Genomic DNA, 21,789 nt, shown 5'->3' with positions numbered 1-21,789 from the left:
TGCGGATTGTTAACCCGTCGGCGCTTGCGATTCTGGCGCTTTGTCCCCATATAGTGGGTATCCCAATTCTTGCGCAAAGGGCGCCGCTGCCAGGCTGCCCTCGCTGACCCACCACAGGGAGCCCCAATGAGTTCTATCCTCAAACGATTTCTGCTCGTATCGAGTTTCTATCTGCTGGCACCCACCGCCGGCGCTCTGGACCTGGAAGAAGCCATGTCCAGCGGCGCCCAGGCGCTGTCTACCGCCGCCGAAGTCAGCGGTGAGGCCCAAAGCCTGATTGGCCAGCTGCAGGACCAGCTGGGTGTGACCGAAACCCAGGCCGTTGGCGGCACCGGCGCGCTGTTGCGAATGGCCCAGAACCAGCTTGGTGAAAGCACCATGAACGGCGTAACCAGCGAAGTGTCCGGGCTTTCCGGATTGCTGGGCAAGGGCGGCGATGGCAGCCTGACCGGTGCGCTGCTGTCCAACATCTCGTCCCTCGATGGTGTGCAGAAGGCTTTTGGCGCCATGGGGCTGGACGCGGGCATGGTGCAGCAGTTCGTGCCCATCGTGCTGGGCTTTCTCGGCAACCAGGGCGTAGGCTCGGAGTTGCTGGGCCAGCTGGGCAGTTTGTGGACGCCCAGCGCCGGCTGAACGTTCCATCTTCCTCTCGGGGCCGCCGGTTAGCGGTCCCCGGATATCCCATCCCGCCGCCAGAGTAGCAGTCGGTTGTTGGCGGGCATGGCGGCATCCTCTTCCAGCACCAGCCCCACCCGATGCCCCAGGGCGACCAGGTCGTCCAGATCCCGAATCCCCATGCTGGCCTGGCGCGCTCTCAGGTGCTCATCAAACTGCCGGTTACTGTCGCTGGTATAGCGGCCCTGGTAGTTGAAGGGGCCATAAAGGCAAAACACTCCGGCTTGCGGCAGCAGCTCCGCAACCCCCGCAAACATCGCTTCCACTTCCGGCCAGGCCATGATGTGGGCGGTGTTGGCGGAGTACGCCGCGGCGATCGGTCGGGGAATCGTCCAGGGGCGGCGGCCCACGTCCAGCGCGACTGGCTCGGCAAGGTTGTCCAGCCCGGCCTCCTGCAGCCAGGGCCGGCACAACCCGGCGTTGTCCGGATGATCGCTGGGTTGCCAGATCAGGTCGGGCAGGGCGGCGGCGAAGTGGACGGCGTGCTGGCCGGTACCGGTGCCAATCTCCAGCACCCGGCCCCGGTCGGGCAGCCACTGCGTCAGTTGCGCGAGGATCGGCGCCTTGTTGTTCTCACAGGCCTGGGAATAGGGTTTGTCGGACATGTCCGGAGTCTCTCAGCGGTGACGGATGGGGCCCCGAACGGCACCGGCCTGGCTGGCGGCGTCTGCTGCGTCAGTCGCGAAAGGCCCGGTCCAGTTCCAGCACAAAGCGCAGGGGCTGGTCCAGTATAGGGACATGACCACTGTTCTCAAATATCACCAGACGGGCGTTGGCCATCCGTTGCTGCATCTGCGCCTGGCCCTGCCAGGGGTACATGGCTGAGCGACGGCCGGTGATGATGGTGGTGGGCACCTGCAACGACGGCAGCAGTGGCAGGAAGTTGTAGTCCCGCTCGGCGTAGGCCCGCAGGTGCTGGTACAGGGTATACCAGTTATCCACCGGTACCAGCCGGTGGGCGGCGGCGGGCCATTGGGCCAGTTGCCGGGCTCCCCATTGCATCCAGGGCCGGCTCATGGCCTTGGCCAGGAAGGCGCCCAGATGGTTGTAGAAGCGGGCCTTCTCGGCGTCGGGAAAGGTGTCGAAGCGCTGGTTCGGGTCCGCCCCGGCAAGAAATTCCAGCGTGGGTTGCCAGCTTGCCATCAGCTCCGGGCCGTCGGCGCCGAACAGTCCCCAGGGCCAGTCGGGTCCGTGGGAGACCCGGGGCGCCTGATCGATGTGCAGGTAGTGGCTGAGACGCTCATCGCCGTACAACTCCATGTATCGCAACACCGTGGTGGCGCCCAGGGAGATACCGCCAACCCGCAGCGCCTTGCCCTGGCCATAATGCGCCAGCACCGCCTGCAGGTCATGAGCGTGGCTGCTGGCCACGCAATCCTCGCTGCAGCTCAGCCGTGACGACCGGCCAAAGCCCCGCAGATCCGGCATCACGAAGCGGTAGCGGTGGGCCAGGGGCAACACCAGTGGCAGCCAGTGACGGCTGTCCATGCCGAATCCATGCAACAACACCACCGTTGGCCCCCGGCCCAGTTCGCGAACGTAGAGAGAGTGATGGTCACGGGTGGGGATGCGGGTCATGGTGGCTCCGTCGTTGATAGGGTCGGTCAGCGGGCGGGCATGGTAGCCCGTGGGCCAGTTCACCGGTTACGGAGAAAGAGGCCAATCGTAGAGTCCGGTCTGGCTAAGGAATAAGCCAGACCGGACTCTAGTCGACGATGGCGACGGACTTGACCTGTGCCCAGAGCTGCTGGCCCGGAGTCAGGTTGAGCTGGTCGGCGGCGCGGCGGGTCAGGCGGGCCAGCAGCGGGGTGTCTGCCAGGGCTAGTCGCACCAGCGCCATGGCCGGATGGTGATCGCTGTCCACCGACACCACGGTGGCCGGCAGCAGGTTCTGGATGCTCTGGTCATGATGGGGCTGGCGCGCCAGGCTGACGTCCCGCGCCAGCACCCGCAGCCGCAGCGGGCTGCCCAGGGGGCGGGTGGGCGTCGGCAGCCACAGCGCGCCACCGTTGAAATCGGCCCGGCTCAGGTGCCAGTCGGCGTCCTCCGCGGCGAGTGTGGCGTCGATCACCACGCCTACCTCCTGGGCGGAGGTAACCGGCAGGTCCAGCCGCGGCAGCAGCTCGGTCAGGCTGCCCTGGGCACGCACCCGGCCGTCTGCCATGACCACCAGGTGGTCCGCCAGCCGCGCCATCTCCTCGGGGGAATGGGTCACGTACAGCACCGGAATGGCCAGCTCCCGGTGCAATCGTTCCAGGTAGGGCAGGATGTCCTGCTTGCTGGCCTGGTCGAGGGCCGACAGTGGTTCGTCCATCAGCAGCAGCTGCGGGCTGGTGAGCAGGGCGCGGGCGATGGCGACGCGCTGGCGCTGGCCGCCGGAGAGCTGGTGGGGAAAGCGCTCGCGCAGTGTCTCCAGGCCCAGCCAGGCCTCCACCTGGGGCGGGTGGATTTGTCGCAGACGACGGGGGGTGCGGCGGTAGCCGTAGTGCAGGTTGCCGGTCACCGACAGATGAGGAAACAGACTGGCTTCCTGGAACACGTAGGCCAGGGGGCGTTGGTGCACCGGCCGCTGGACTCGGTCATCAAGCCAGGTCTCGCCGGCCACGGTAATGTGGCCGCGGGCGGACTCCAATCCGGCGAGGCAGCGCAACAGGGTGGTTTTGCCGCACCCCGAGGGCCCGAACAGCACGGTCACTCCCTGGCCGGGCAGATCCAGATCCACCTCCAGGGTAAAGTCCGGCCGCTGATGGTGCAGTTGTGCCTGCAGACGCGGGCTCATGGCTTCAGGCCATGGCCGCCCAGGCGGCCGTTGATCAGGTAAAGGCTGAGCAGCACCAGGAACGCGAACGCCACCATGCCGCCCGCCAGCCAATGTGCGCGGGCGTATTCCAGGGTTTCGACATGGTCGTAGATGGCCACCGACAGCACCTTGGTTTCACCGGGAATGTTGCCGCCGATCATCAGCACCACGCCGAACTCGCCAATGGTGTGGGCGAACGTCAGCACCGTGGCGGTCAGCAGTCCGGGGCGCGCCAGTGGCAGCACGACGGAAAAGAAGCGGTCCAGAGGCGAGGCCCGCAGGGTACTGGCGGCTTCCAGCATGCGCTCGCTGAGGCCGCTGAAGGCAGCCTGTAACGGCTGCACGGCAAAGGGCAGGGAGTAGATCACCGAGGCCACCACCAGCCCTTCAAAGGTGAACGGCAGGGTGCCCAGGCCCAGGCTCTGGGTCAGTTGCCCCACCGGGCCGGACGGCGCCATCAGGATCAGCAGGTAGAACCCCAGCACCGTCGGTGGCAGTACCAGTGGCATCGCTACCACGGCGGCCAGGGGTTGGCACAGCCAGTGACGGCTGCGGGCCAGCCACCAGGCCAGCGGTGTGGCCACGATCAGCAGAATGGCGGTGGTGACGGTCGCCAGCTTCAGGGTCAACCAGATGGCCTGCCATTCCGCGCTCATGGGATGTTAGCCGTCAGCGTCATTGGGGGAGTCGGTGGCGTAGCCGTAGCGGCGGATCACCGCCTGGGCCGGCTCGCTGCGGAGGAACTGCAGCCAGGCCCGGGCCACCGGGTTGTGCTGTGCCCGGGTGAGCAGCACTGCCTGCTGTTCAATAGGCTGGTAGAGGGTTTCCGGCACCGGCCACATCGAGCCCACCGGATCAGGCCAGGCGGAGACCTGGGACAGCGCCACAAAGCCGGCGCCGGCGTTACCGGTGGCGACAAACTGGAACGCCTGGGCGATGGAGTCTCCGCGCACCAGTCGCGGCTGCCAGGTGGTCCATAACGTCAGCGACTCCAGGGTCTGTCGGGCCGCCAGGCCATAGGGTGCCGTGCGGGGGTTGGCGATGGCCAGCGGCGTGGTTGGCGCCTGGTTGAGATAGATCTCGCCGTCTTCAAAGGCGTCGGGGTGAGGGCTCCACAGTACCAGCTTGCCGCGGGCGTAGGTAAACCGTGAGCCAGTGACGGCGAGACCGTTCTGTTCCGCCAGTGCGGGGCGTTGGCGATCGGCCGCCAGGAACACATCGAACGGAGCGCCGTGCTCGATCTGGGCGTACAGCTTGCCGGTGGAACCGTAGCTCAGCCGGGCCCGGTGGCCGGTGGTGTCGGTGAACAGCGCCGCCAGTTCACGACTGGCATCGGTGAAGTTGGCGGCCACCGCCACCAAAATCTCATCTGCACGGACCAGCTGGCTGAGGCAAAGTGCACAAACGGCCAGGACAACACGGGAAATACCAAGACGCATAGCGATCATCCCTGGGTGGCTGGGTACCGGCATTATATACGCCGGTATATAACGATGGCTGGATCATAGCCGCTGGCGGAGGCGGGATCAATGAGGAATGTCAGTTGTTGGCGCCAGTTTCCGGCGGCGTGTGCTGGCGCTCTGGCTCGTCGCTGGCATCAGTGTCCCGGCACAGCTGCTGCAGCTGGTCCAGTTCGGGGCTTTGTCGGAGCCGGGCCTCGTACTGGCGGTAGAGTGTCAGCACCTGGTGCCCGGTATCGGAAAGGCTGGCACCGCCACCTCGGCGTCCCCCGGTGGCGGTGACCACCAGCGGCTGGCGAAAGCTCTGGTTCATGGTGTCCACCAGCAGCCAGGCGCGGCGGTAGCTCATCCCCATCTGGCGGGCGGCGGCGGAGATCGAGTGGGTGTCGTCAATCAGGGCCAGCAGCTGGGCCTTGCCTGGTCCCATGGCCACGGTATCGGCAAGCTTGAGGCGAAGTCGGGGCGTCAGGGGCAATGGCATCGGCGGCGATGGCGTCCGGTTTCAGGCTGGATGGCCTGCCATGATAACAAAGCAAATGCCTGGACGTCCCCCGCTTGGCCGGTGTCCCGTCTGGCGCAGTTGCAGGCCAGGCGGGACCATTCCGGTGGGCTCAGCCGTTGACCACGGCCAGGGTCGGGCGGGCGGCGCCGTCGATGATCGGCAGGCTGCTGATCAGGTGCTGCCACACCTCGCTGGCGTTGGTTTCGTTGATCAGCTCGTGGCGGGCGCCGTGGTACAGCCGGAACGTCGCCGGAACGCCGGCGGCGTGGAGGTCGTCACAGTGCTGGCTGACGCCATGGCCCATTTCACCGACCGGGTCTTCGCTGCCGGCAATCAGGTGAACTGGCAGGTCTTTGCGCCACTGACGGGGGTCGATGGTGAGCATGCCACCGATAAAGTCGCTCCACAGCTGGTTGCTGCATTCGAATCCGCACAGCGGGTCGGCCAGGTAGCGGTCGACCTGCTCCGGGTCGCGGCTGAGCCAGTCGTGACTGGTGCGGTTGGGCTGAAACTCGCGGTTGAAGGCGCCGAAGGTGCGGTCGCTGATCAGCGAGCTGCGGTGACGCGGCCCCTTGAGACGACGGATGGCGGCGATCATCACCCGCGAGGCGCACAGTTCCTTGCGGTTGATGCGGTTGGTGGCACACAGCACCAGGTTGTCCAGCTCTTCGCCATACTGCTGGGCGCAGGCCTGGGCGATGAACGAGCCCATGCTGTGACCGAACAGCGTCAGGGGCAGGTCCGGCGCCTGGTTGCGGGCGTAGCGGATCACCTGGTGCAGGTCTGACACCACCTTGTTCCAGCCATCCTCATCGCCAAAATGCCCCAGCTCCTCGGGAGCGCAGTGGGGGCCGTGGCCACGGTGATCGGCGGCCACCACCTGTACGCCCTGGGCGCACAGCCACTGGGCCAGCGGCGCGTAGCGATCGGCGTATTCGGCCATGCCATGGGCAATGACCAGGGTGGCGCGGGGATGGTCGGGACGCCAGCTGGTGACCGGGATACGGCGGCTGTCACTGGCGATCAGGAAGGTCTGTTGGCAATTCATGGCGTGCCCCATCGGCAAGTCCTACTGCGAATGTGCCTGGGACGCCGGCGGGCCGGTCCATCAGACACCGAATATCTCAGTCTAGCCGGGAACGCCCGGCCAGTCTGAGACATCGGTTCGGTTTTGACCGTCAGGGGGTGACGGGATCTTGTTCAGTCGCTTTGGCCGGTGATCAGCGACTCGATGTCACGAATCACCTGCAGGGCCGCCAGCGGTCCGCCGGTGGATGTCCACAGGGAGCCGTCCACCGCGGTGTAGTGGCCGCTCTGGACCGCCTCCAGCTGGGCAAAGGCCGGGGTCGCCAGAGCTTCGGTCATGGCATCGACGGCATCGCCGGTGTTGCTGAGGGTGCCGATCACCAGCCAGTCGGCGTCCAGCAGGTTGAGGGACTCCAGGCTCAGGGTCAGGGAGTGGGTGTAGCCTTCGTCCTGCTGGTGATCGGGGCGCACCAGGCCCAGTTCACGGGCGATCTTGCTGGCGAAGGAATCGCGGAACATGTAGGCCGGCCCCTTGGGGTTCCAGCGCACCACGCTGATGGTGTCGCCCTGGTGGTCGGCGAGCCTGGTCCGCACCTGCTGGATGCGGTCGTCGTACTGCGCCAGGAATTCAGCGGCCTCGTCTTCCCGCTGCAGCACCTCGCCAACCTTGGCCAGGGTCTGCTTCCAGGGCGTGCCCCACTGGCTGGTGACCACCGTGGGGGCGATGGAGCGCAGCAGTTCCAGCATTTCCGGACGGTCCTGGCTGGTGAGGATCAGGTCCGGCTGCAGTTCCAGGACCTTTTCCAGATTGGGGTTGCCGAGGTCACCGACGATGTTGAGGTCGTCGGCTCTGTCCAGCAGGTAGCGGGGCGGCGTTGACTGGCCGCGGCCGTTGATGGCACCAACCGGCTGGACACCCAGGGTCAGGGCGATGTCCAGATCAATCTCGCTGAGGGTGAGAATACGCTGGGGCTGGGCGGGAATGGTCACGGTGTCGCCAAAGGCGTCGACCACCTCGCGGCTGTCGGCGTGGGCGCCGGAAACGGAAAACATCAGGGCCAGCAGGGCCAGGAGCGCAGGACGTAACAGGGATGGAACCATGGTCATGACTTCCTTGCAGTGGGTGAATCAAAGGCCTGACGCCGGGGCACGATGATTGGTGCACCGTCGCCGGGGGCCTGGAGTATGTCAACGTCGGTCTGGTACAGGCGGTCGATCAGCGGCTTGGTGATCACCTCCCGGGGTGGCCCGGCCGCGGCGATGGAGCCGTCCGCCAGGGCCAGCAGGCGGTCACAGTAGCGTGCCGCCATGGCGAGGTCGTGGAGAACGATCAGTACGGTCTTGCCGCTGGCGGTCATCCGGTGAATCGCCTCCATCACCTCGGTCTGATGGCCAATGTCGAGGGCGCTGGTGGGTTCGTCGAGCAGCACCAGATCGGTGTTCTGGGCCAGGATCATGGCCAGCCAGACCCGCTGGGCCTGACCGCCGGAGAGATCCGCCACCGGCCGGTGCAGCAAGTCCTCAAGCTGCATGGCCTCGCAGGCGGCGGCCACCTGCTGGCGGTCCTCCTCGCTCCATTGGCTGAGCCAGCCCTGGTGGGGATGACGGCCATACTGCACCAGTTGTTCCACGCGGATGCCGGCGGGTATCAGCGGCCGTTGCGGCAGGAACGCCAGCTCCCGCGCCAGCTCCCGGGTACCGTAATCGGTCAGTGGCCGCTGTTTGAGTTCGATGCGGCCGTGACGCAGCGGTTCCTGATGGGCCAGCAGCTTCAGCAGGGTGGACTTGCCGCTGCCATTGGGGCCGACAATGCCCACCAGTTCGCCTTCGGGCACCGTCAGGCTGATGTTCGTCAGCACCGGCCGCTGGTGGTAGGAAAACTCAATATCGTGGCCGCTCAGCAGTGTCATCAGTCAACCCTCCGTCGGTCCTGGATCAGTAAGAACAAAAGCAGAATGCCCCCGAGGAAGCGGGTCATGATGCCGGTGGGCACCTCGGTCGGCTGGGCCAGTACCCGCACCAGGGTATCGCTGAGCACCAGCAGCAGGGCGCCAGCCAGGGCGGCAATCCACACCGGCACCGGGCCGTTGCGCACCAGCTTGGAGGCCAGGATCGGCGCCGCCATGGCGATGAAAATCACCGGCCCGCCGATGGCCGTTCCCAGCGCCGCCACCAGGATCGCCAGGGTCAGGATCAGCAATTGCAACCGGTTGACGTTGACCCCGAGGCCCTGGGCGGTGGCGGTGCCGAAGGGCAGCGCGGACAGCGGCCGCACCAGCCACGCCAGCAGCGGGCACAGCGCCAGCAGACACAGCGCCACCGGCGCCAGCACGCTGTAGCCCTGGCCGGCAAAGTGTCCCATGGTCCACAGGTACAGGCTGTTGAGATGCACCAGCGACTGGGTCGACATCAGAAAATCCCCCAGCGCCTGGAACAGCTCAGTCAGCGCGATGCCGATCACCACAAACAGGTAGCCCTGCTCGCCGGGGTTGCGGCACAGGGTGTACAGCGCCGCGACCGCCAGCGAGGCCCCCAGGGGCGAGGCCCACCAGGGCCAGCTGCCGGCGGTGAGGTAGAGGGAAAACAGTACGATGGCAAGGGTGGCGCCCTCGTTGACGCCGACCATGTCCGGGGTGGCCAGACGGTTGCGGACCAGGGTCTGGATCAGACACCCGGACAACCCCAATGCGGCGCCGGCGACAATCACCGCCAGCAGTCGTGGCAGACGGATCTTGAACACCATCACCTCCTGCAGCCGGTTGCCCTGGCCCAGCAGGGTGTGCCAGGCGTCGGCGATGGTGAGTTGGGCCGAGCCGATCGACAGCGCCACCAGCGAGGCCAACACCAGCAGCACCGTCATCGCCAGGGTGACCAGCCAGGCGCGCCGGTGCAGCAGCACGGACCAGCGTCCGACACGGAGGTGCCAGCAGTCGGAGGGGCCCTGGTAGGGCAGGGCGTTGGGAGCAGAGTTGGACATAGCGGACCTCATTTCACCGACAGCAATGAGCGGAAGCCGCCCCGCAGCACCACCGCAATCAGCGCCGGGGCGCCCACCAGCGCCAGCAGGGTGCCCACCGGCAGTTCAAAGGGCTGGACCAGCCAGCGGGCGAGGATGTCGGCGGCCAGCAGGAACAGCGCCCCCATCACCGCCGAGAACACCACCTGACGGATCAGCGCCACCGGTTCCACCATGCGACCGCAGTACGCAGCGAGAAACCCGACGAACCCCACCGGGCCGGCAATGGCGATGGCGCAGGCAGTGAACAGGGTGGAGCCGATCAGCACGCCGAACCGTACCCGGCTGGTGGAGACCCCCAGGGCGCGGGCCTGCTGGTCGCCCATCTGCATCAGCGTCAGCCGCTGACACAGCGCCAGGGCCAGCACCGTGGACACCAGCGCCAGCGGTAGCACGGTCTGTACCGCTACCAGGTCGGCGCCGGCCAGCGAGCCCAGGTTCCAGAACCGGAACTGATCCAGGGCCACCCGGTTGGAGATCAGCAGGAAGCTGTACATGCCCCCGAACACCGCGTTCATGGCCACCCCCACCAGCACCAGCTTGAGCGGACTGGAGGGACCGAGCATCAGCCCCAGCCCCAGCACCACCACGTTGCCCAGCAGGGCGCCGGCACCGGACCACACCAGATAACCGCTGGTGGACTCGATGCCGAAGTAGGTCAGACCCAGTACCAGCCCGAACACCGCGCCGGAGTTGATTCCCAGCAACCCCGGTTCCGCCAGCGGGTTGCGGGTGGCGCTCTGCAACAGCGTGGCGGCAACGGCGAGGCAGGCCCCCACCACCAGCGCCGCCAGGGTGCGGGGCAGGCGCAGGGTTTCCAGAATCATGGCCAGTTTGGGGTCGGCGGTCAGGGTCGGGTCACCAAGGTAGAACCCGGCGACCTCGGGGGCGCCGTAGACACCGGCACCGGTGGCCATGGACAGGGCAATCAGCAGCGCCACGGCGACAAGGCCAACAGTAAGGAACCAGCGTTGGGTCACAGGCATCGGTCAGTCTCCGGTCGGGGCGGTGGCGAGGGCCGCCGGTGTACTGGTGGTGGCGCGCAGCTGGCGCAGGATATAAAGCAGCCCGACCATGGCGAACAGCATGCCGGCGGCCGCCAGCCAGGCCAGGGTATCGAAGCCCACCAGCGCGCCGCTGGCGGTGGAATCCAGGTAACCGGCGCCGGCCATGCCGGCCAGACCAGACGCCACGCTGACCACCGTGCTTTGCAGCGCCATGTACGCGGCGCGCTGGTCGGCGGCGGGGATCAGCGACACGATGGCCTGGGTCGCACTGAAACGGGCCGAGCTCATGGCCATGAACAGGGTGAACACCAGCAGCAGCGGCGCGGCGGTGTTGAGGGCGAAGCCGGCGATGGTGACCGTCATCAGCACCAGGTTGCTGCCCACCACGGCGACCACCGGCAGGCCGCGATCGATCAGCGAGCCGCTCAGGCGCATGGCGGCGATGCTGGCCAGGCCGCCGGCAAAGTAGAGTTCGGGAATGTCGGTGCGGGGAAAGCCCAGATTGAACTGGAAGTAACTGGCGAACTGCGGCACCAGGGCGGCATGCCCCGCCATCTGCACTGCCGCCACCAGCAGTGCCACCTGGCACAGGGGATTGCCCAGCAGTGTGGTCAGGGACTGGCGCGGCTTGTCGCTGGCCGGGCCCAGGGTCGGGAACAGCCAGGCGGTGGCCAGTGCCAGCATCAGCCCCAGGCCACCGGTGATCAGGAACGGGCTGCGCCAGCTCCAGTGCTGGGACACCGTCAGGGCAAACGGCACCACGATGATGGCGGCCAGGGAGAAGCCCATCGCCACATAGGCAAGTCGGCGCCCCCGTTCCGCCGGTGGGATCAGATCCAGCATGGCGGCCATCAGCACCGCGCTGAGGGGGCCGGACAGGGCGCCGGCCAGCACAAACAGCACCGTCAGGTCGGTACCGTCACGGGCCAGGCTGCAGGCCGACAGACACAGGAAGCGCAGGCTCACCAGCGCCACCAGGGCGTGCTTGCGGTTGCAGCGGTCAAGCCAGGGCGCGGCCAGCAGGCTGACGGCGGCGGCCGCCAGGGTGGCCGCACCGCTGAGATAGCCGATATGTTCCGGGCGCATCCCCAGGGGGCCGACAAAGTCCGCGCCCAGGGGCATCGCCATCATCAGGCTGCCGATCGACAGCATGTTGATCAACAACGCCAGGTTGAGGGCAACCAGGGGCGTTTTGGTGGGCGTGGCGTTCGGCATGGGGACCCGAGGGCTGATGACTACAAGCGCGGCATCTTAGCCAAAGGGTCGGGGCTTTACAATGAACGAGAATTGTTGTCATTCATGTTGCCGGGGGTGACGCCGAAGCGCCGTTTGAACGCGGTGATGAAGTTGGAAGGGTGGTTGTAGCCCGCCATGTAGGCGGCTTCGCTGATGCTGAGGCGGTCCATGCGTAGGCCATCCCGGACCTTGTCCAGGCGTCGGTTGCGGATGTAGTCAAATACCGTAATACCGGTTTCCTGTTTGAATCGCCGCTGCAGGGTGCTGACGCTCATGGCGGAGGCCCGGGCGATCTCCTCCAGCCGCAGCTCCCGGTGCAGGTGGGCCTCGATAAAGGCGAGGGCGGCGGCCAGGGGTTCCCCGCGACGGCTCGGGGGCTGGGCGGTAGCGGTGTCGGTGCCGTCCGGCGCCCGCAGCACGTCCTCGATAAAGTGCCCCATCACCTGCAACGCCAGGCTTTCGGCCTGCAGGTTGCGGTGCAGGGCGTCGCCTTCCTCCCGCAGCGCAAGGATCTGCTCACACAGTGTCAGCACCCGCCGTGAGGGTTGCCAGTAGTGACGGGCCAGATGCTGGCCCAGCAGGCGGTTGGTCAGGCGCTGGCGCATGTCGCTGTCGCCCTTGCCGCGAAGGAACCAGTCCGGCCCGGCCTGGATGTGGACCTTGCCCAGGGGCTGCTCACTGCGGCGGATCTCCCGGCGGAAGGTGGTCAGACGGCGCAGGTTGACCGCCAGCGCCTGCTGGCCGAGCTGGCGGCCACCACGGGGCGCGCGCAGCACGAACTCCTCGCTGTCGTAGCCGAAATGGACTTCGCCGCAGAGCAGCACGGTGAGGGTCAGGCAGGGCTGGATGGTTGCCACCACGTGGGCATCGGCCTGCTCCTCGCTGTAGCCCGCCTGGATGCCCAGGCCCGAGGGCGTGGTCTCGGACAGGAAGCGGCCGGTGGCCAGTACCCGGCCATAGGGGAGGTTGCGGGCCACGATTTTCTGGCGCTGGTCCCGCTCCACCATTTCCGCCAGCACCACCCGTTTGGAGAGTATCTCGCTGGCCCGGTCGGTGGTGGTGTCAGGGGCCTGGGATGGTCGTTCGGTCAGGGGCATGGCGGGCTCGATCCAAGTTGACGTTTGTGCATAACGCGAAGGCGATTGAGCAGAATGATACCGTCTTCCTATCCGGCTTTGCAGTCCGTAACATAAATGAGAATTCATATCATTAACTTCATCATGATCAGCGGACGATCAGCTCTGGCAGGATTTTCTACTATGGCACGCAGTCCCATGCGCTCTTTCCGCGCGCTTCCTTTCCGTGGTTCCCCCCTCAGTCTGTCCATCGCCGCCGTCCTCGCGTCCAGCCCGGTCGTGGCCCAGGTAGGGGGCGAAGCCACCGAGCTCCAGCCGTTGCAGGTCTGGGGTGCCAAGGTCACCAGTTCCTCCGAGTACCTGGGGGATCAGGACATTGCCCTGAAACAGGCCGATCACATGTCCGACCTGCTGCGGGACATTCCCGGCGTGGACGTCGGCGGCACCCACTCGGTGACCCAGCGCATCAACATCCGTGGTCTCAACGAAACCGACCTGGACATCCGCCTGGACGGCGCCTCCCAGTACGCCAGCATGTTCCACCACATCGGCAACCTGACCCTGAACCCGGACATCATCCAGGCGGTGGACGTGCAGGTGGGCAACAACTCGGTCACCAACAGTGGCCTGGGTGGCTCCGTGCACTTCGAGACCAAGAACGCCCAGGACATGCTGCGCCCGGGTGAACAGTACGGCGCCCGTCTGTACGCCGGCCATGGCACCAACGCCTACACCCAGGGTTCGGCCACCGTGTACGGCCAGCTCACCGACACCGTGGACGCGCTGCTGTATGGCTACCTGATCGATCGTGACAATTTCGACGATGGTGACGGCAACGAGACCATTGGTTCTGACGGCGAAATCGGCAATATGCTGATGAAGCTGGGCTGGGAGCCCGCCGTGGGCCATCGCCTGCAACTGAGCTACGACCGTTACCAGGATGAAGGTGACTACAGCCCGCGTCCGGACATGGGCGGCTCCGCCAACGACGGCCTGTCCGGCGACCTGGTACTGCCTACCGAGTACAACCGCGACACCCTGGCGCTGAACTACGCTTACGACCTGGGGGCGGCGCTGAATCTGGAAGTTGGGGTTTACCGCAACCAGATCGAACTGAACCGGGACGAATCCCAGATCGATATCCGCTGGCCCAGCAACCGGCTGTCTGACAACACCGCCGAGAACACCAACACCGGTACCAACGTGCTGGCGGTGTCCCGGGTTGGCACCGGCCCGGTGGCCCACCAGTTCACTTACGGCCTGGACTACAACCGCCAGGAGAGCCGTGCCCGCTACGGCAGCGACCCCTGGATTGAAGAAGACGGCACCACCACCGCGCTGTACCTGGAAGACCGGCTGCAACTGACCGACGCCTTCTCGGTGACGCCAGGTGTGCGCTACGACCACTTCGACCGCGACGCGGTGACCGGCGACAAGAGCTTCAGCGACGTCAGCTGGGCCCTGGCCACCGATTTTGCCGTCAACGACAACCTGACCCTGTTTGCCAGCGCCCGTGAGCTGTTCAAGGCGCCGCAGCTGTTCGAAACCTTCATCCGCTACCAGGAAGTGGCGTTCCTGGCGGACGACATCAAGGAAGAGTCCGGTCTCAACTCCCAGGTTGGTGCCCGCTATCAGTTCAACAGCGGCCTGCACAGCTTTGCCTCCAACCTCACCCTGTTCCAGACCGACATCGACGATTCTATCCGCTCGGTGTACAACGGTGATGCCGCCCGTTACGACATCATCAACGACGGTGACGAGCGTATCGAAGGGGTGGAACTCAGCGCCCTGTACGGCTACGACGCCTTCAGCGCCAAGCTGAGCTACGCCTACTCCGAGGCCAACAACCGCACCAACGACACCCCGGCGCTGGATGTCAACGGCCGCAGTGCCGACCAGGGCGACACCATCACCCTGAACCTGGACTACACCCTGTACGACCTGGGCGTGGACATGGGCTGGCAGTCCCAGTGGGTGCTGGAAGAAGACAACGTGCTGGATGGCGCGCCGGTCAAGGAAGGCTACAATGTTCACTCGGTTTACGCCCAGTGGACCCCGGCCCAGGTCGATGGTCTGGTGCTGACCTTGGGGGTGGATAACCTGCTCGACGAGCAGTACACCTCCCACGCCTCCCGCTCCGGCATTGCCCGCGGCTTCACCCTCGACGACTTCGAGCCGGGCCGCAACGTCAAGGTCTCCGCGGCGTACCAGTTCTGAGCCGTTGCTAAACGTCTTCCGTTAGCGTCCCTGAGCCCTGCCAATCGGCGGGGCTTTTTTATCCCTGACGATCGCTCTCCCGCTGCCACTCCGGCGGCCGCCACAGGTGTTGCAGGCGTTGGTGCCAGCGGCCGGGGCGGGCCATGGCGCGGAACAGGTCGACGTACTCGTGGGTCCACAGGGTCAGCAGGCGCTGGTTCGGTACGGGGGTGGTGATGCCGTACTCCGGTGGCCGCTGCGGGTCCTCGGCGGTGAAGGTGCCGAACAGCCGGTCCCAGAGAATCAGTACGCCGCCGTAGTTGCGGTCGATGTAGCCGGGATTGCGGCCATGGTGGACGCGGTGGTGGCTGGGGGTGTTGAACAGCCACTCAATGGCCGCCGGCAGCTGCCGCACCAGGGTGGTGTGGATAAAGAACTGGTACACCAGTGACAGCGCATAGGCCACGCCGATCCATACCGGGTTGAACCCCAGCAGTGCCAGCGGCAGGTAGAAGGCCCAGTTGCCGTTGAAAATGTTGGTGGCGTTTTGGCGCATGGCGGTGGAAAAGTTCATCCGCTCGGAGGAGTGGTGCACCACATGGGCAGCCCAGAACCAGCGCATGCGGTGGCTGCAACGGTGCATCCAGTAAAAGCAGAAATCCACCCCGATGAACGTCAGCAGCGCCACCGGCCAGGTCAGTGGCAGGTCCCATAAGCGGTAGTGGTAACACAACGCGAAGACCGGAAAGGCGACGATGCCGGCAAACAGCAGCTCGGTGAGCTGGTAGCCCGCCCCCAGGGCAAAATTGCGGATGGCCTCGTGCAGGTTCATCAGCCGCGGATCGTGGCGGATGCGACGGTACTCCCACAGTGTCAGCAGTAGGAACACCGGTGTGGCGACGACGAAGATCAGCTGGCGTTCATCCAGTGCCAGCCAGGGCGCGAGGGTCTGCCACAGTGGTAGCAGGCCGCTGTCGGCCAGCACACCCTGGAACAGGTCGGTCAGCGATGTCACGGTTCGACTCCGGTCTTGTTGTTGATATTGGAGTTTCAGTCTGACCCGCTATCGGGTTTCTGGATTGACGATTGACGCCACCAAATTGATAATTTACGCCAATAACGGCAAGCGAGGTGGCAATGCGGGTAACCGGAGCCTGGACAGGACTGTTGACCGACTGGCTGGCCCGTCGCGGGTTGCATAGCGCCGCCCTGGCGGCGGAACTTGAGCGTTGGGCGATGGCGGAGACAGTGCCGATCCCGGTGTGGCGTGACCTGCTGGCCCAGGCGTTGGCGCTGGTGCCGCAGGAACCGGCAGCCGAGCTGGAAATTGGTGCCGGTGTGGAACCGGCCCATGTTGGGGTGCTGGGGTATCTGGTGCTGGCCTCGGAGACCCTGGGTGACGCCCTGCGGGCCTACCAGCGGTACGAAACCCTGTTCTACGGCGAGCGCCTGGCGGACGTGGCGATGCTGGACGGCGAGGTGGAGATCCGCTGGCCCCGGCCCGAGCAACCCCTGGGTCGCCAGGGCGACGGTGTCGGCATTGCCGCGCTGGTGACCTTCCTGCGTCGCCAGATCGATCAGCCGCCACCGCTGAGCCGGGTCAGTTTCCGGGGCTCGGTGGCGCAGGCCACCGATCAGGCCTACCAGGCGTTTTTTGGCTGTCCGGTGCAATGGCAGGACAGTCACGTACGGGTGCGTTTCCCGCTGTCGTACCTGACCATGGCCATGCCGGGGCGGGACCCGGCGCTGCGGCAGTTGCTGGATCGCCAGGCCCAGGCCCTGTTGCGGGCGCTGCCGGCGTCCACTGCGCTGGAGCGGCAGTTGCAGCAGGTGTTGCTGCGGCTGCTGGCCGAAGGTGATCCCACCCTGGCGCGGGCTGCCCGGGTACTGCACATGTCACCCCGAACCCTGCAGCGGCGTTTGCGGGGGCATGGCCTGAGCTGGCAGCAGTGGCTGGACCGTAGCCGCGAGCAGCTGGCCCGTCAGTACCTGGCGGACCCGGTGCTGAGCCTGGCGGAAGTGGCGTTGCTGCTGGGATTTTCTGAGCAGAGTGCGTTCACCCGGGCATTCCGGCGCTGGACCGGGACCCTGCCGGGGCAGTACCGTCGTCAACATGTGGCGTTGCCATGACTCGACAGAGCCCGGCCGTCCACCCTCCAAAGCCTTTCCCATGCGTCTTCCAAGGAGACTGAGATGACTTCGCATTCGCTTTATTCACGCACCGGTGGGTCCCGCAAGTTCGGGCCTTCCCTGCGCCGCCTGCCGGTCCTGATGCTGGCGCTGCTGGCCGTGGCCTGCACGCCGATGGCGACCACCGAGACAACCTCCGGGACAACGCCAGAGCCCCAGGCGGCCTCCGACAGCTACCGGGTGACCGGGGCGATCAGCTACCGTGAACGCATGGCGCTGCCGGCGGACAGTGTGGTGACGGTGTCTCTGGAGGATGTGTCGCTGGCGGATGCGCCGTCCACACGGTTGGCGGACTTCAGCTTCACCAGCGAGGGGCAGCAGGTACCGTTCGACTTCGAGCTGGTGGTGCCCCGCAGTGACCTCAAGGCCCGCCATCGTTACGCGGTGCAGGCCCGCATCACCGACCCGGCGGGGCGACTGCTGTGGATCACCGACACCATGAACAGCGTCGACCCAACCGCCGCCGGCGCCGATCTTGGCACTCTGGTGCTGGTACGGACCGCTCGTTAGCGGTGCCGCTCATACTGTGCGATCAGCGGGGCCAGCGCTGACTGCTGGCTCTCCAGCCACTGCTGCATGGCCTGGGGTAAGCGCTCCGGCTTGGGCCAGGGCACCGGATAACCGGCGGGCTGGAACAGTGGTGCGAACAGTGCGGCGGCGGTCAGATCGGCGCGGCTGAAGCGATCCCCCACCAGGTAGGGGCCCGACTGATAGGCCTCGGCCAGATCCTGTAGCACTGCGGTCATGGTCTCCATCGACTGGGCTGCGGTCTTTTCGTTGATCTTCATCCAGTTACGCATGACCTCGTCAATCCGGCTGAACGCCAGACGCACCAGGTAGCGGTTGTAGAACGGTGTCTGCGCGGTCAGCAGCGGGGTGACCACCTTGGGCCGCTGCAGCAGATGGTGATAGCAGTAGCAGCGCACCGCCGGCCCGGCCTCCTCGTCCAGACGCTGCTCCCAGGCCAGGGCCTGGGCCCGTTCATCCTCGTTTTCCGGCGTCAGCGGGTTGTCGGGGAAGGTGCGGTCGAGGTAATCGGTGATCTGCTCCGAGCCCTGCACCACCTCCTGGTCATGCTCCAGCACCGGCACCGATGAGGTCCCCGCCAGCGCCTTGATGGTCTTGATGTGGCTGCCCGGTAGCAGGTACACCGGCTGGTACTGGATGCCCTTGTACTCAAGCGCCCAGCGGGACTTCTCACAGAAATGGGAAATGGCAAACTGATACAGTCGAACGGCCATGGAGCATTCCTCGGTGGCAGTGGCAGGATGGCCTAAGCGTAATGTTTTCGCAGCGAATTTATAACCGGATCGTTCTAGAATCTTCAGGAATGTGAGTTGGTGTGCCGTTTGGCGAATTCGCTAATCTACTGAGCCACTGAGAGCCTTGAGAGCAAGGCACGGTGGTGAAGGTTTGGTGGTTCCAAATCGAGACAGCGTAACGCGGCTATCAAGGCTCTCAGTGGCTCCCGAAGGGCGCGACGCTGGGGCCTCTGGCCGGTGTTTCCAATCCTTGATGTGGCACCACCACACCTGCGGATTGGCGCCTAGGCCAGAGGCCCCAGCGTCACGCAGTAGATCAGCGAATTCGCCAAGCGGCACACTTAGGAGATAAAACATGAACCCAATGCGTCCTCTTGCGGCGGCGGCCCTGACTGGGCTGGCCGCATTGTCGGGTTGCGCCTCGATTGGCGGTGGGATGGCCGCCGGTGGCAGCAGTGTGGAACCGCTGGCCGGCTATGAGTGTGGCCAGCTTCAGGTGCTGGCCGGTTTCGACGGTGAGCGGGCGACGCTGCAGGCCGGCAACCGCACCCTGGTGCTGGAGCAGGTGCCGGCGGCGTCCGGCGCCAAGTACCAGAGCCCCAACAACGCCGGTACCAGCTTCTGGACCAAGGGTGACCTCGCTTTGCTGGAAGTGGATGGCCGTGCCTGGCCCGAGTGTGTGGCCCTCGACGCCGTACCTGACACTTTCAGCGCCGGTGGCAATGAGCCGTTCTGGCGGGTCAGCCTGGCGCAGGATCAGCTCACCTTCGATGAACCTGGCAAGACCAGCCAGGTGGTGCCGTATCAGGTGCAGTCACGGCAGCCGTTGGGGCTGACCCTGACCGCTGAGCTGGCAAACGGTCCGGTGACCCTGGCGGTGGAGCGCCAGCTGTGTCGCGATTCCATGACCGGTATGCCCCATCCCTACCAGGTTGAGCTGAACCGCAATGGCCGCACGTTGGCCGGTTGTGGTGGCGATCCCCGGCAGTTGCTGCAGGGCGTGGAATGGGTGGTGGAGTCGATTGATGGCGAGGGCATGGTGGATGACACCCGCGCCACCATCAATTTCCTGGCCGATGACCGCATCGCCGGTCGGGCCTCCTGTAACCGCTTCATGGGTGGGTATGAGGTGACCGGGGAAGGTCTCGGTATCAGCCGCCTGGCCTCCACCATGATGGCCTGCCAGCCTGAGGTGCTGGCGCAGGAGCGTCGTTTCATGGGCAGTCTGGAGCAGGTCCGCTCCGCTGATTTTAACGCCGATGGCGCCCTGGTGCTCACCACCACCGAAGGTGGCACTATCCGCGCCTATCCGTCCCGCTCGCTGAGCCAGTAACTCCGTAGCGGCTACCGGAACGGCATCGCGGCCGCCGTTCCGGTAGCCGCGATGCCGTTTCCCATCCTGCTTCCACCGGTCGGTGGTGACTGTCACCAAACGGTAGCACTTCGGCTATAGCGTTGGCTCCATGACCGAACTCAGAGCCCTTACCCCCCACGCCGCCATTCCCGCCGAACAGGCCACCCGCGACAGCCGTCAACGTCGCCTGCTACGGACCTTCCTGCCAGAGATGGTCAAGCTGGAGCGTACCCTGGCGGAAGCGCCGGGCTGGGTCAGCACCCAGGTGGTGGAGCGGGTGGCGCTGAAGGACGTGACCGTGCCCATCTACCGCGCCGACCTGGGCAGCGACTCGCCCAACGTGCCGGCGTTCCTGCTGGTGGGCGGGGTGCACGGGCTCGAACGCATCGGCTCGCAGGTGGTGATCGCCTGGCTGCGGAACCTGTTGTCGCGGCTGAAGTGGGACCAGCACCTGCGGGAGTTGCTGGAAAAGGTTCACATCACCGTACTGCCAATCCTCAACCCCGGCGGCATGTACCTGAACCAGCGCAGCAATCCCAACGGCGTCGACCTGATGCGCAACGCCCCCATCACCGCTCAGGATCGCAGTGCCTTCCTGCTGGGCGGCCAGCGACTGTCGCCCCGTCTGCCCTGGTACATTGGCGATCCGGAGCAGGGCATGGAGCCAGAGAACCGGGCCCTGGAGGGGGTGATCAACAGCCTGCTGCCGGGACGTCCGTTCAGCCTGGCGCTGGACTGCCACTCCGGCTTCGGCTGGCAGGATCAGATCTGGTTTCCCTACGCCTACCGCCGTCGTCCGATGCGCCGTATCGCCTCGGTGATGGCGCTTAAGGTGATCTGGGAGCAGGCCTACCCCAATCACGACTACCGTTTTGAACCCCAGTCCCGCCACTACCTGACCCATGGCGATCTGTGGGATTACTTCTACAAGCAGGTCAACCGTCACAGCGAAGGCGCCTTTATCCCGCTGACCCTGGAGATGGGTTCCTGGCGCTGGATTCGCAAACGCCCACGGCAGTTGCTGCGGCTCGATGGCCTGTTCAACCCGCTGGTGCCCCATCGCCATCAGCGGGTGCTGCGCAGTCATCTGCCGCTGCTGGATTTCCTGGCCAGCGCGGCTGCCAGCCACGACCACTGGTTGCCGGTGTCGGAGGAAGCGTCCATGCTGAGGGAAGCGGCCATTATGCACTGGTACCGGGATAACCGATGACATGAGATGGATTCTGTTGCGGGGACTGGCCCGCGAACAGGCCCATTGGGGGGCGTTCCGCCAGCAATTGGCGACGGCCTTCCCTGGGCATCAGTTCCACACCGTGGACCTGCCGGGTACGGGTGTTCACTTCAAGGAGGCCAGTCCCACCACCATTGCGGACATCCGCGCCTGCGTGCAGCGCCAGGTTCAGCACATTCCCCGCCCCTATGGCCTGATCGCCCTGTCCCTGGGCGGTATGGTGGCGCTGGACTGGGCCCAGCAGGCGCAGGAAGGGGAGATCCAGCAACTGGTGCTGATCAACACCAGCTCCGGTTTCAGCCCGCCCTGGCAGCGCATGAAGCCCACCGCCTGGCCGAAGCTGTTGAGGTTGCTGGCGCGGCGGGAACTGTTTCACCGTGAGAGCGATATCCTGGCGCTGTCGTCCAACCGTCCGATGGCGGTGCAGACCGCCAAACAGTGGTACAGCATCCAGCGCCAGCGCCCGGTCACCGCCACCAACGCCCTGAGGCAGATTGCCGCCGCCGCCCGCTTCCGGCCGGCATCCCGGCGGCCATTGCCGGATGCCCTGCTGCTGGCGAGTCAGCAGGACCGGTTGGTGGACTGGCGCTGCAGTCGCGCCCTGGAACGACGGTGGCAGTGGACGCTCAAGGTCCACCCAGACGCCGGCCATGACCTGCCGCTGGACGATGCCGACTGGGTGATCCGCCAGCTGCGGGCGTTCTGCCTCGAGTAACGGGCCAGCCGGATTGCGGGATCGCATTGGGAAAGCGGTTGCT

Annotated in this window: 22 protein-coding genes; 7 read left to right on the top strand and 15 right to left on the bottom strand. The window is 65.8% G+C overall.

Translation table 11 applies throughout. From position 1 onward, the window contains the following. Positions 1 to 126: 126 nt before the first annotated feature. A complete protein-coding gene (locus tag MLD24_RS08985) occupies positions 127 to 633 on the top strand; it encodes a DUF2780 domain-containing protein (protein WP_248166304.1) in 507 nt (168 codons plus the stop codon). Positions 634 to 662: 29 nt separating this feature from the next. Here the strand turns inward: MLD24_RS08985 and MLD24_RS08980 are convergent, their stop codons facing one another. The 13 genes from MLD24_RS08980 to MLD24_RS08920 all read right to left on the bottom strand — a co-directional run bounded on the left by MLD24_RS08980 (position 663) and on the right by MLD24_RS08920 (position 12,819). Beyond that, positions 663 to 1,280: a DUF938 domain-containing protein gene (locus tag MLD24_RS08980; RefSeq protein WP_248166302.1), complete on the bottom strand. Its 618-nt coding sequence runs from the start codon at positions 1,278 to 1,280 to the stop codon at positions 663 to 665. 70 nt (positions 1,281 to 1,350) lie between these two features. Next, positions 1,351 to 2,253: an alpha/beta fold hydrolase gene (locus tag MLD24_RS08975; protein ID WP_248166300.1), complete on the bottom strand. Its 903-nt coding sequence runs from the start codon at positions 2,251 to 2,253 to the stop codon at positions 1,351 to 1,353. A 127-nt stretch (positions 2,254 to 2,380) separates the two neighbouring features. Further along, entirely contained in the window at positions 2,381 to 3,454 is a 1,074-nt protein-coding gene (modC, locus tag MLD24_RS08970) for a molybdenum ABC transporter ATP-binding protein (protein WP_248166298.1), read from the bottom strand. Continuing rightward, a complete protein-coding gene (modB, locus tag MLD24_RS08965) occupies positions 3,451 to 4,131 on the bottom strand; it encodes a molybdate ABC transporter permease subunit (RefSeq protein ID WP_248166296.1) in 681 nt (226 codons plus the stop codon). The genes modC and modB overlap by 4 nt, the downstream gene beginning before the upstream one ends. 6 nt (positions 4,132 to 4,137) lie before the next feature. Then, positions 4,138 to 4,914: a molybdate ABC transporter substrate-binding protein gene (gene modA / locus MLD24_RS08960; RefSeq protein WP_248166294.1), complete on the bottom strand. Its 777-nt coding sequence runs from the start codon at positions 4,912 to 4,914 to the stop codon at positions 4,138 to 4,140. Between the two features lie 100 nt (positions 4,915 to 5,014). After that, entirely contained in the window at positions 5,015 to 5,416 is a 402-nt protein-coding gene (locus MLD24_RS08955; RefSeq protein WP_248166292.1) for a winged helix-turn-helix domain-containing protein, read from the bottom strand. A gap of 130 nt (positions 5,417 to 5,546) precedes the next feature. Further along, positions 5,547 to 6,497, bottom strand: a complete 951-nt coding sequence (locus tag MLD24_RS08950) for an alpha/beta hydrolase (RefSeq protein ID WP_248166290.1) — start codon at positions 6,495 to 6,497, stop codon at positions 5,547 to 5,549. 140 nt (positions 6,498 to 6,637) lie between these two features. Next, positions 6,638 to 7,570 (bottom strand): ABC transporter substrate-binding protein, encoded by a 933-nt coding sequence (locus tag MLD24_RS08945; RefSeq protein ID WP_344815801.1) that lies wholly within the window; start codon positions 7,568 to 7,570, stop codon positions 6,638 to 6,640. Beyond that, positions 7,567 to 8,373 carry an ABC transporter ATP-binding protein gene (locus MLD24_RS08940; RefSeq protein ID WP_248166288.1) on the bottom strand — a complete coding sequence of 269 codons (807 nt, stop codon included), beginning with the start codon at positions 8,371 to 8,373 and terminating at the stop codon, positions 7,567 to 7,569. The genes MLD24_RS08945 and MLD24_RS08940 overlap by 4 nt, the downstream gene beginning before the upstream one ends. Next, positions 8,373 to 9,440: a FecCD family ABC transporter permease gene (locus MLD24_RS08935; protein ID WP_248166286.1), complete on the bottom strand. Its 1,068-nt coding sequence runs from the start codon at positions 9,438 to 9,440 to the stop codon at positions 8,373 to 8,375. The genes MLD24_RS08940 and MLD24_RS08935 overlap by 1 nt, the downstream gene beginning before the upstream one ends. 8 nt (positions 9,441 to 9,448) lie before the next feature. Then, the gene (locus tag MLD24_RS08930; protein ID WP_248166284.1) at positions 9,449 to 10,465 is read right to left on the bottom strand and encodes a FecCD family ABC transporter permease; all 1,017 of its coding nucleotides are present in this window, start codon (positions 10,463 to 10,465) and stop codon (positions 9,449 to 9,451) included. 3 nt (positions 10,466 to 10,468) lie between these two features. Next, positions 10,469 to 11,701, bottom strand: a complete 1,233-nt coding sequence (locus tag MLD24_RS08925) for an MFS transporter (RefSeq protein WP_248166282.1) — start codon at positions 11,699 to 11,701, stop codon at positions 10,469 to 10,471. Between the two features lie 56 nt (positions 11,702 to 11,757). After that, positions 11,758 to 12,819 carry a helix-turn-helix transcriptional regulator gene (locus MLD24_RS08920; RefSeq protein ID WP_227173828.1) on the bottom strand — a complete coding sequence of 354 codons (1,062 nt, stop codon included), beginning with the start codon at positions 12,817 to 12,819 and terminating at the stop codon, positions 11,758 to 11,760. Positions 12,820 to 12,981: 162 nt separating this feature from the next. On the opposite strand from MLD24_RS08920, the gene MLD24_RS08915 reads away from it, so the two are divergent. Next, positions 12,982 to 15,015, top strand: coding sequence for a TonB-dependent siderophore receptor (locus tag MLD24_RS08915; RefSeq protein ID WP_248166281.1), 2,034 nt, complete (start codon positions 12,982 to 12,984; stop codon positions 15,013 to 15,015). Between the two features lie 58 nt (positions 15,016 to 15,073). On the opposite strand, the gene MLD24_RS08910 is transcribed toward MLD24_RS08915, so the two are convergent. Further along, positions 15,074 to 16,009: a sterol desaturase family protein gene (locus tag MLD24_RS08910; RefSeq protein ID WP_248166280.1), complete on the bottom strand. Its 936-nt coding sequence runs from the start codon at positions 16,007 to 16,009 to the stop codon at positions 15,074 to 15,076. Between the two features lie 152 nt (positions 16,010 to 16,161). Here MLD24_RS08910 and MLD24_RS08905 point away from each other — a divergent pair, with 152 nt between their 5' ends. Together MLD24_RS08905 and MLD24_RS08900 are read left to right on the top strand one after the other, a co-directional pair. Then, on the top strand, positions 16,162 to 17,124 hold the full coding sequence (locus MLD24_RS08905) for a helix-turn-helix transcriptional regulator (protein ID WP_248166279.1): 963 nt from the start codon (positions 16,162 to 16,164) through the stop codon (positions 17,122 to 17,124). A gap of 63 nt (positions 17,125 to 17,187) precedes the next feature. Continuing rightward, positions 17,188 to 17,694, top strand: a complete 507-nt coding sequence (locus MLD24_RS08900) for a YbaY family lipoprotein (RefSeq protein WP_248166278.1) — start codon at positions 17,188 to 17,190, stop codon at positions 17,692 to 17,694. On the opposite strand, the gene MLD24_RS08895 is transcribed toward MLD24_RS08900, so the two are convergent. Further along, on the bottom strand, positions 17,691 to 18,425 hold the full coding sequence (locus MLD24_RS08895; protein WP_248166276.1) for a glutathione S-transferase family protein: 735 nt from the start codon (positions 18,423 to 18,425) through the stop codon (positions 17,691 to 17,693). The genes MLD24_RS08900 and MLD24_RS08895 overlap by 4 nt on opposite strands. Before the next feature lie 376 nt (positions 18,426 to 18,801). Between MLD24_RS08895 and MLD24_RS08890 the strand changes: the two genes are divergently transcribed. The 3 genes from MLD24_RS08890 (at position 18,802) to MLD24_RS08880 (ending at position 21,746) form a co-directional block, all read left to right on the top strand. Further along, positions 18,802 to 19,779, top strand: a complete 978-nt coding sequence (locus MLD24_RS08890) for an META domain-containing protein (RefSeq protein WP_248166274.1) — start codon at positions 18,802 to 18,804, stop codon at positions 19,777 to 19,779. Between the two features lie 130 nt (positions 19,780 to 19,909). Next, positions 19,910 to 21,010 carry a M14 family zinc carboxypeptidase gene (locus MLD24_RS08885; protein WP_227173835.1) on the top strand — a complete coding sequence of 367 codons (1,101 nt, stop codon included), beginning with the start codon at positions 19,910 to 19,912 and terminating at the stop codon, positions 21,008 to 21,010. Position 21,011: 1 nt separating this feature from the next. After that, positions 21,012 to 21,746 (top strand): alpha/beta fold hydrolase, encoded by a 735-nt coding sequence (locus tag MLD24_RS08880; protein ID WP_248166272.1) that lies wholly within the window; start codon positions 21,012 to 21,014, stop codon positions 21,744 to 21,746. Positions 21,747 to 21,789: the final 43 nt, after the last annotated feature.

Source organism: Marinobacter xestospongiae (genome assembly GCF_023156385.1).
In the GTDB taxonomy this organism is placed as follows: Bacteria; Pseudomonadota; Gammaproteobacteria; order Pseudomonadales; family Oleiphilaceae; genus Marinobacter; species Marinobacter xestospongiae.
The sequence above is the reverse complement of the archived record's forward strand: the minus strand, read 5'-3'. Positions and strand labels throughout refer to the sequence as shown.

Bases quoted from the DNA above. Each gene is read 5' to 3' on its own strand.
- MLD24_RS08985 (WP_248166304.1), top strand. From the start codon at position 127: ATGAGTTCTATCCTCAAACGATTTCTGCTCGTATCGAGTTTCTATCTG.
- MLD24_RS08980 (WP_248166302.1), bottom strand. From the start codon at position 1,280: ATGTCCGACAAACCCTATTCCCAGGCCTGTGAGAACAACAAGGCGCCG.
- MLD24_RS08975 (WP_248166300.1), bottom strand. From the start codon at position 2,253: ATGACCCGCATCCCCACCCGTGACCATCACTCTCTCTACGTTCGCGAA.
- modC (WP_248166298.1), bottom strand. From the start codon at position 3,454: ATGAGCCCGCGTCTGCAGGCACAACTGCACCATCAGCGGCCGGACTTT.
- modB (WP_248166296.1), bottom strand. From the start codon at position 4,131: ATGAGCGCGGAATGGCAGGCCATCTGGTTGACCCTGAAGCTGGCGACC.
- modA (WP_248166294.1), bottom strand. From the start codon at position 4,914: ATGCGTCTTGGTATTTCCCGTGTTGTCCTGGCCGTTTGTGCACTTTGC.
- MLD24_RS08955 (WP_248166292.1), bottom strand. From the start codon at position 5,416: ATGCCATTGCCCCTGACGCCCCGACTTCGCCTCAAGCTTGCCGATACC.
- MLD24_RS08950 (WP_248166290.1), bottom strand. From the start codon at position 6,497: ATGGGGCACGCCATGAATTGCCAACAGACCTTCCTGATCGCCAGTGAC.
- MLD24_RS08945 (WP_344815801.1), bottom strand. From the start codon at position 7,570: ATGACCATGGTTCCATCCCTGTTACGTCCTGCGCTCCTGGCCCTGCTG.
- MLD24_RS08940 (WP_248166288.1), bottom strand. From the start codon at position 8,373: ATGACACTGCTGAGCGGCCACGATATTGAGTTTTCCTACCACCAGCGG.
- MLD24_RS08935 (WP_248166286.1), bottom strand. From the start codon at position 9,440: ATGTCCAACTCTGCTCCCAACGCCCTGCCCTACCAGGGCCCCTCCGAC.
- MLD24_RS08930 (WP_248166284.1), bottom strand. From the start codon at position 10,465: ATGCCTGTGACCCAACGCTGGTTCCTTACTGTTGGCCTTGTCGCCGTG.
- MLD24_RS08925 (WP_248166282.1), bottom strand. From the start codon at position 11,701: ATGCCGAACGCCACGCCCACCAAAACGCCCCTGGTTGCCCTCAACCTG.
- MLD24_RS08920 (WP_227173828.1), bottom strand. From the start codon at position 12,819: ATGCCCCTGACCGAACGACCATCCCAGGCCCCTGACACCACCACCGAC.
- MLD24_RS08915 (WP_248166281.1), top strand. From the start codon at position 12,982: ATGGCACGCAGTCCCATGCGCTCTTTCCGCGCGCTTCCTTTCCGTGGT.
- MLD24_RS08900 (WP_248166278.1), top strand. From the start codon at position 17,188: ATGACTTCGCATTCGCTTTATTCACGCACCGGTGGGTCCCGCAAGTTC.
- MLD24_RS08895 (WP_248166276.1), bottom strand. From the start codon at position 18,425: ATGGCCGTTCGACTGTATCAGTTTGCCATTTCCCATTTCTGTGAGAAG.
- MLD24_RS08890 (WP_248166274.1), top strand. From the start codon at position 18,802: ATGAACCCAATGCGTCCTCTTGCGGCGGCGGCCCTGACTGGGCTGGCC.
- MLD24_RS08885 (WP_227173835.1), top strand. From the start codon at position 19,910: ATGACCGAACTCAGAGCCCTTACCCCCCACGCCGCCATTCCCGCCGAA.
- MLD24_RS08880 (WP_248166272.1), top strand. From the start codon at position 21,012: ATGAGATGGATTCTGTTGCGGGGACTGGCCCGCGAACAGGCCCATTGG.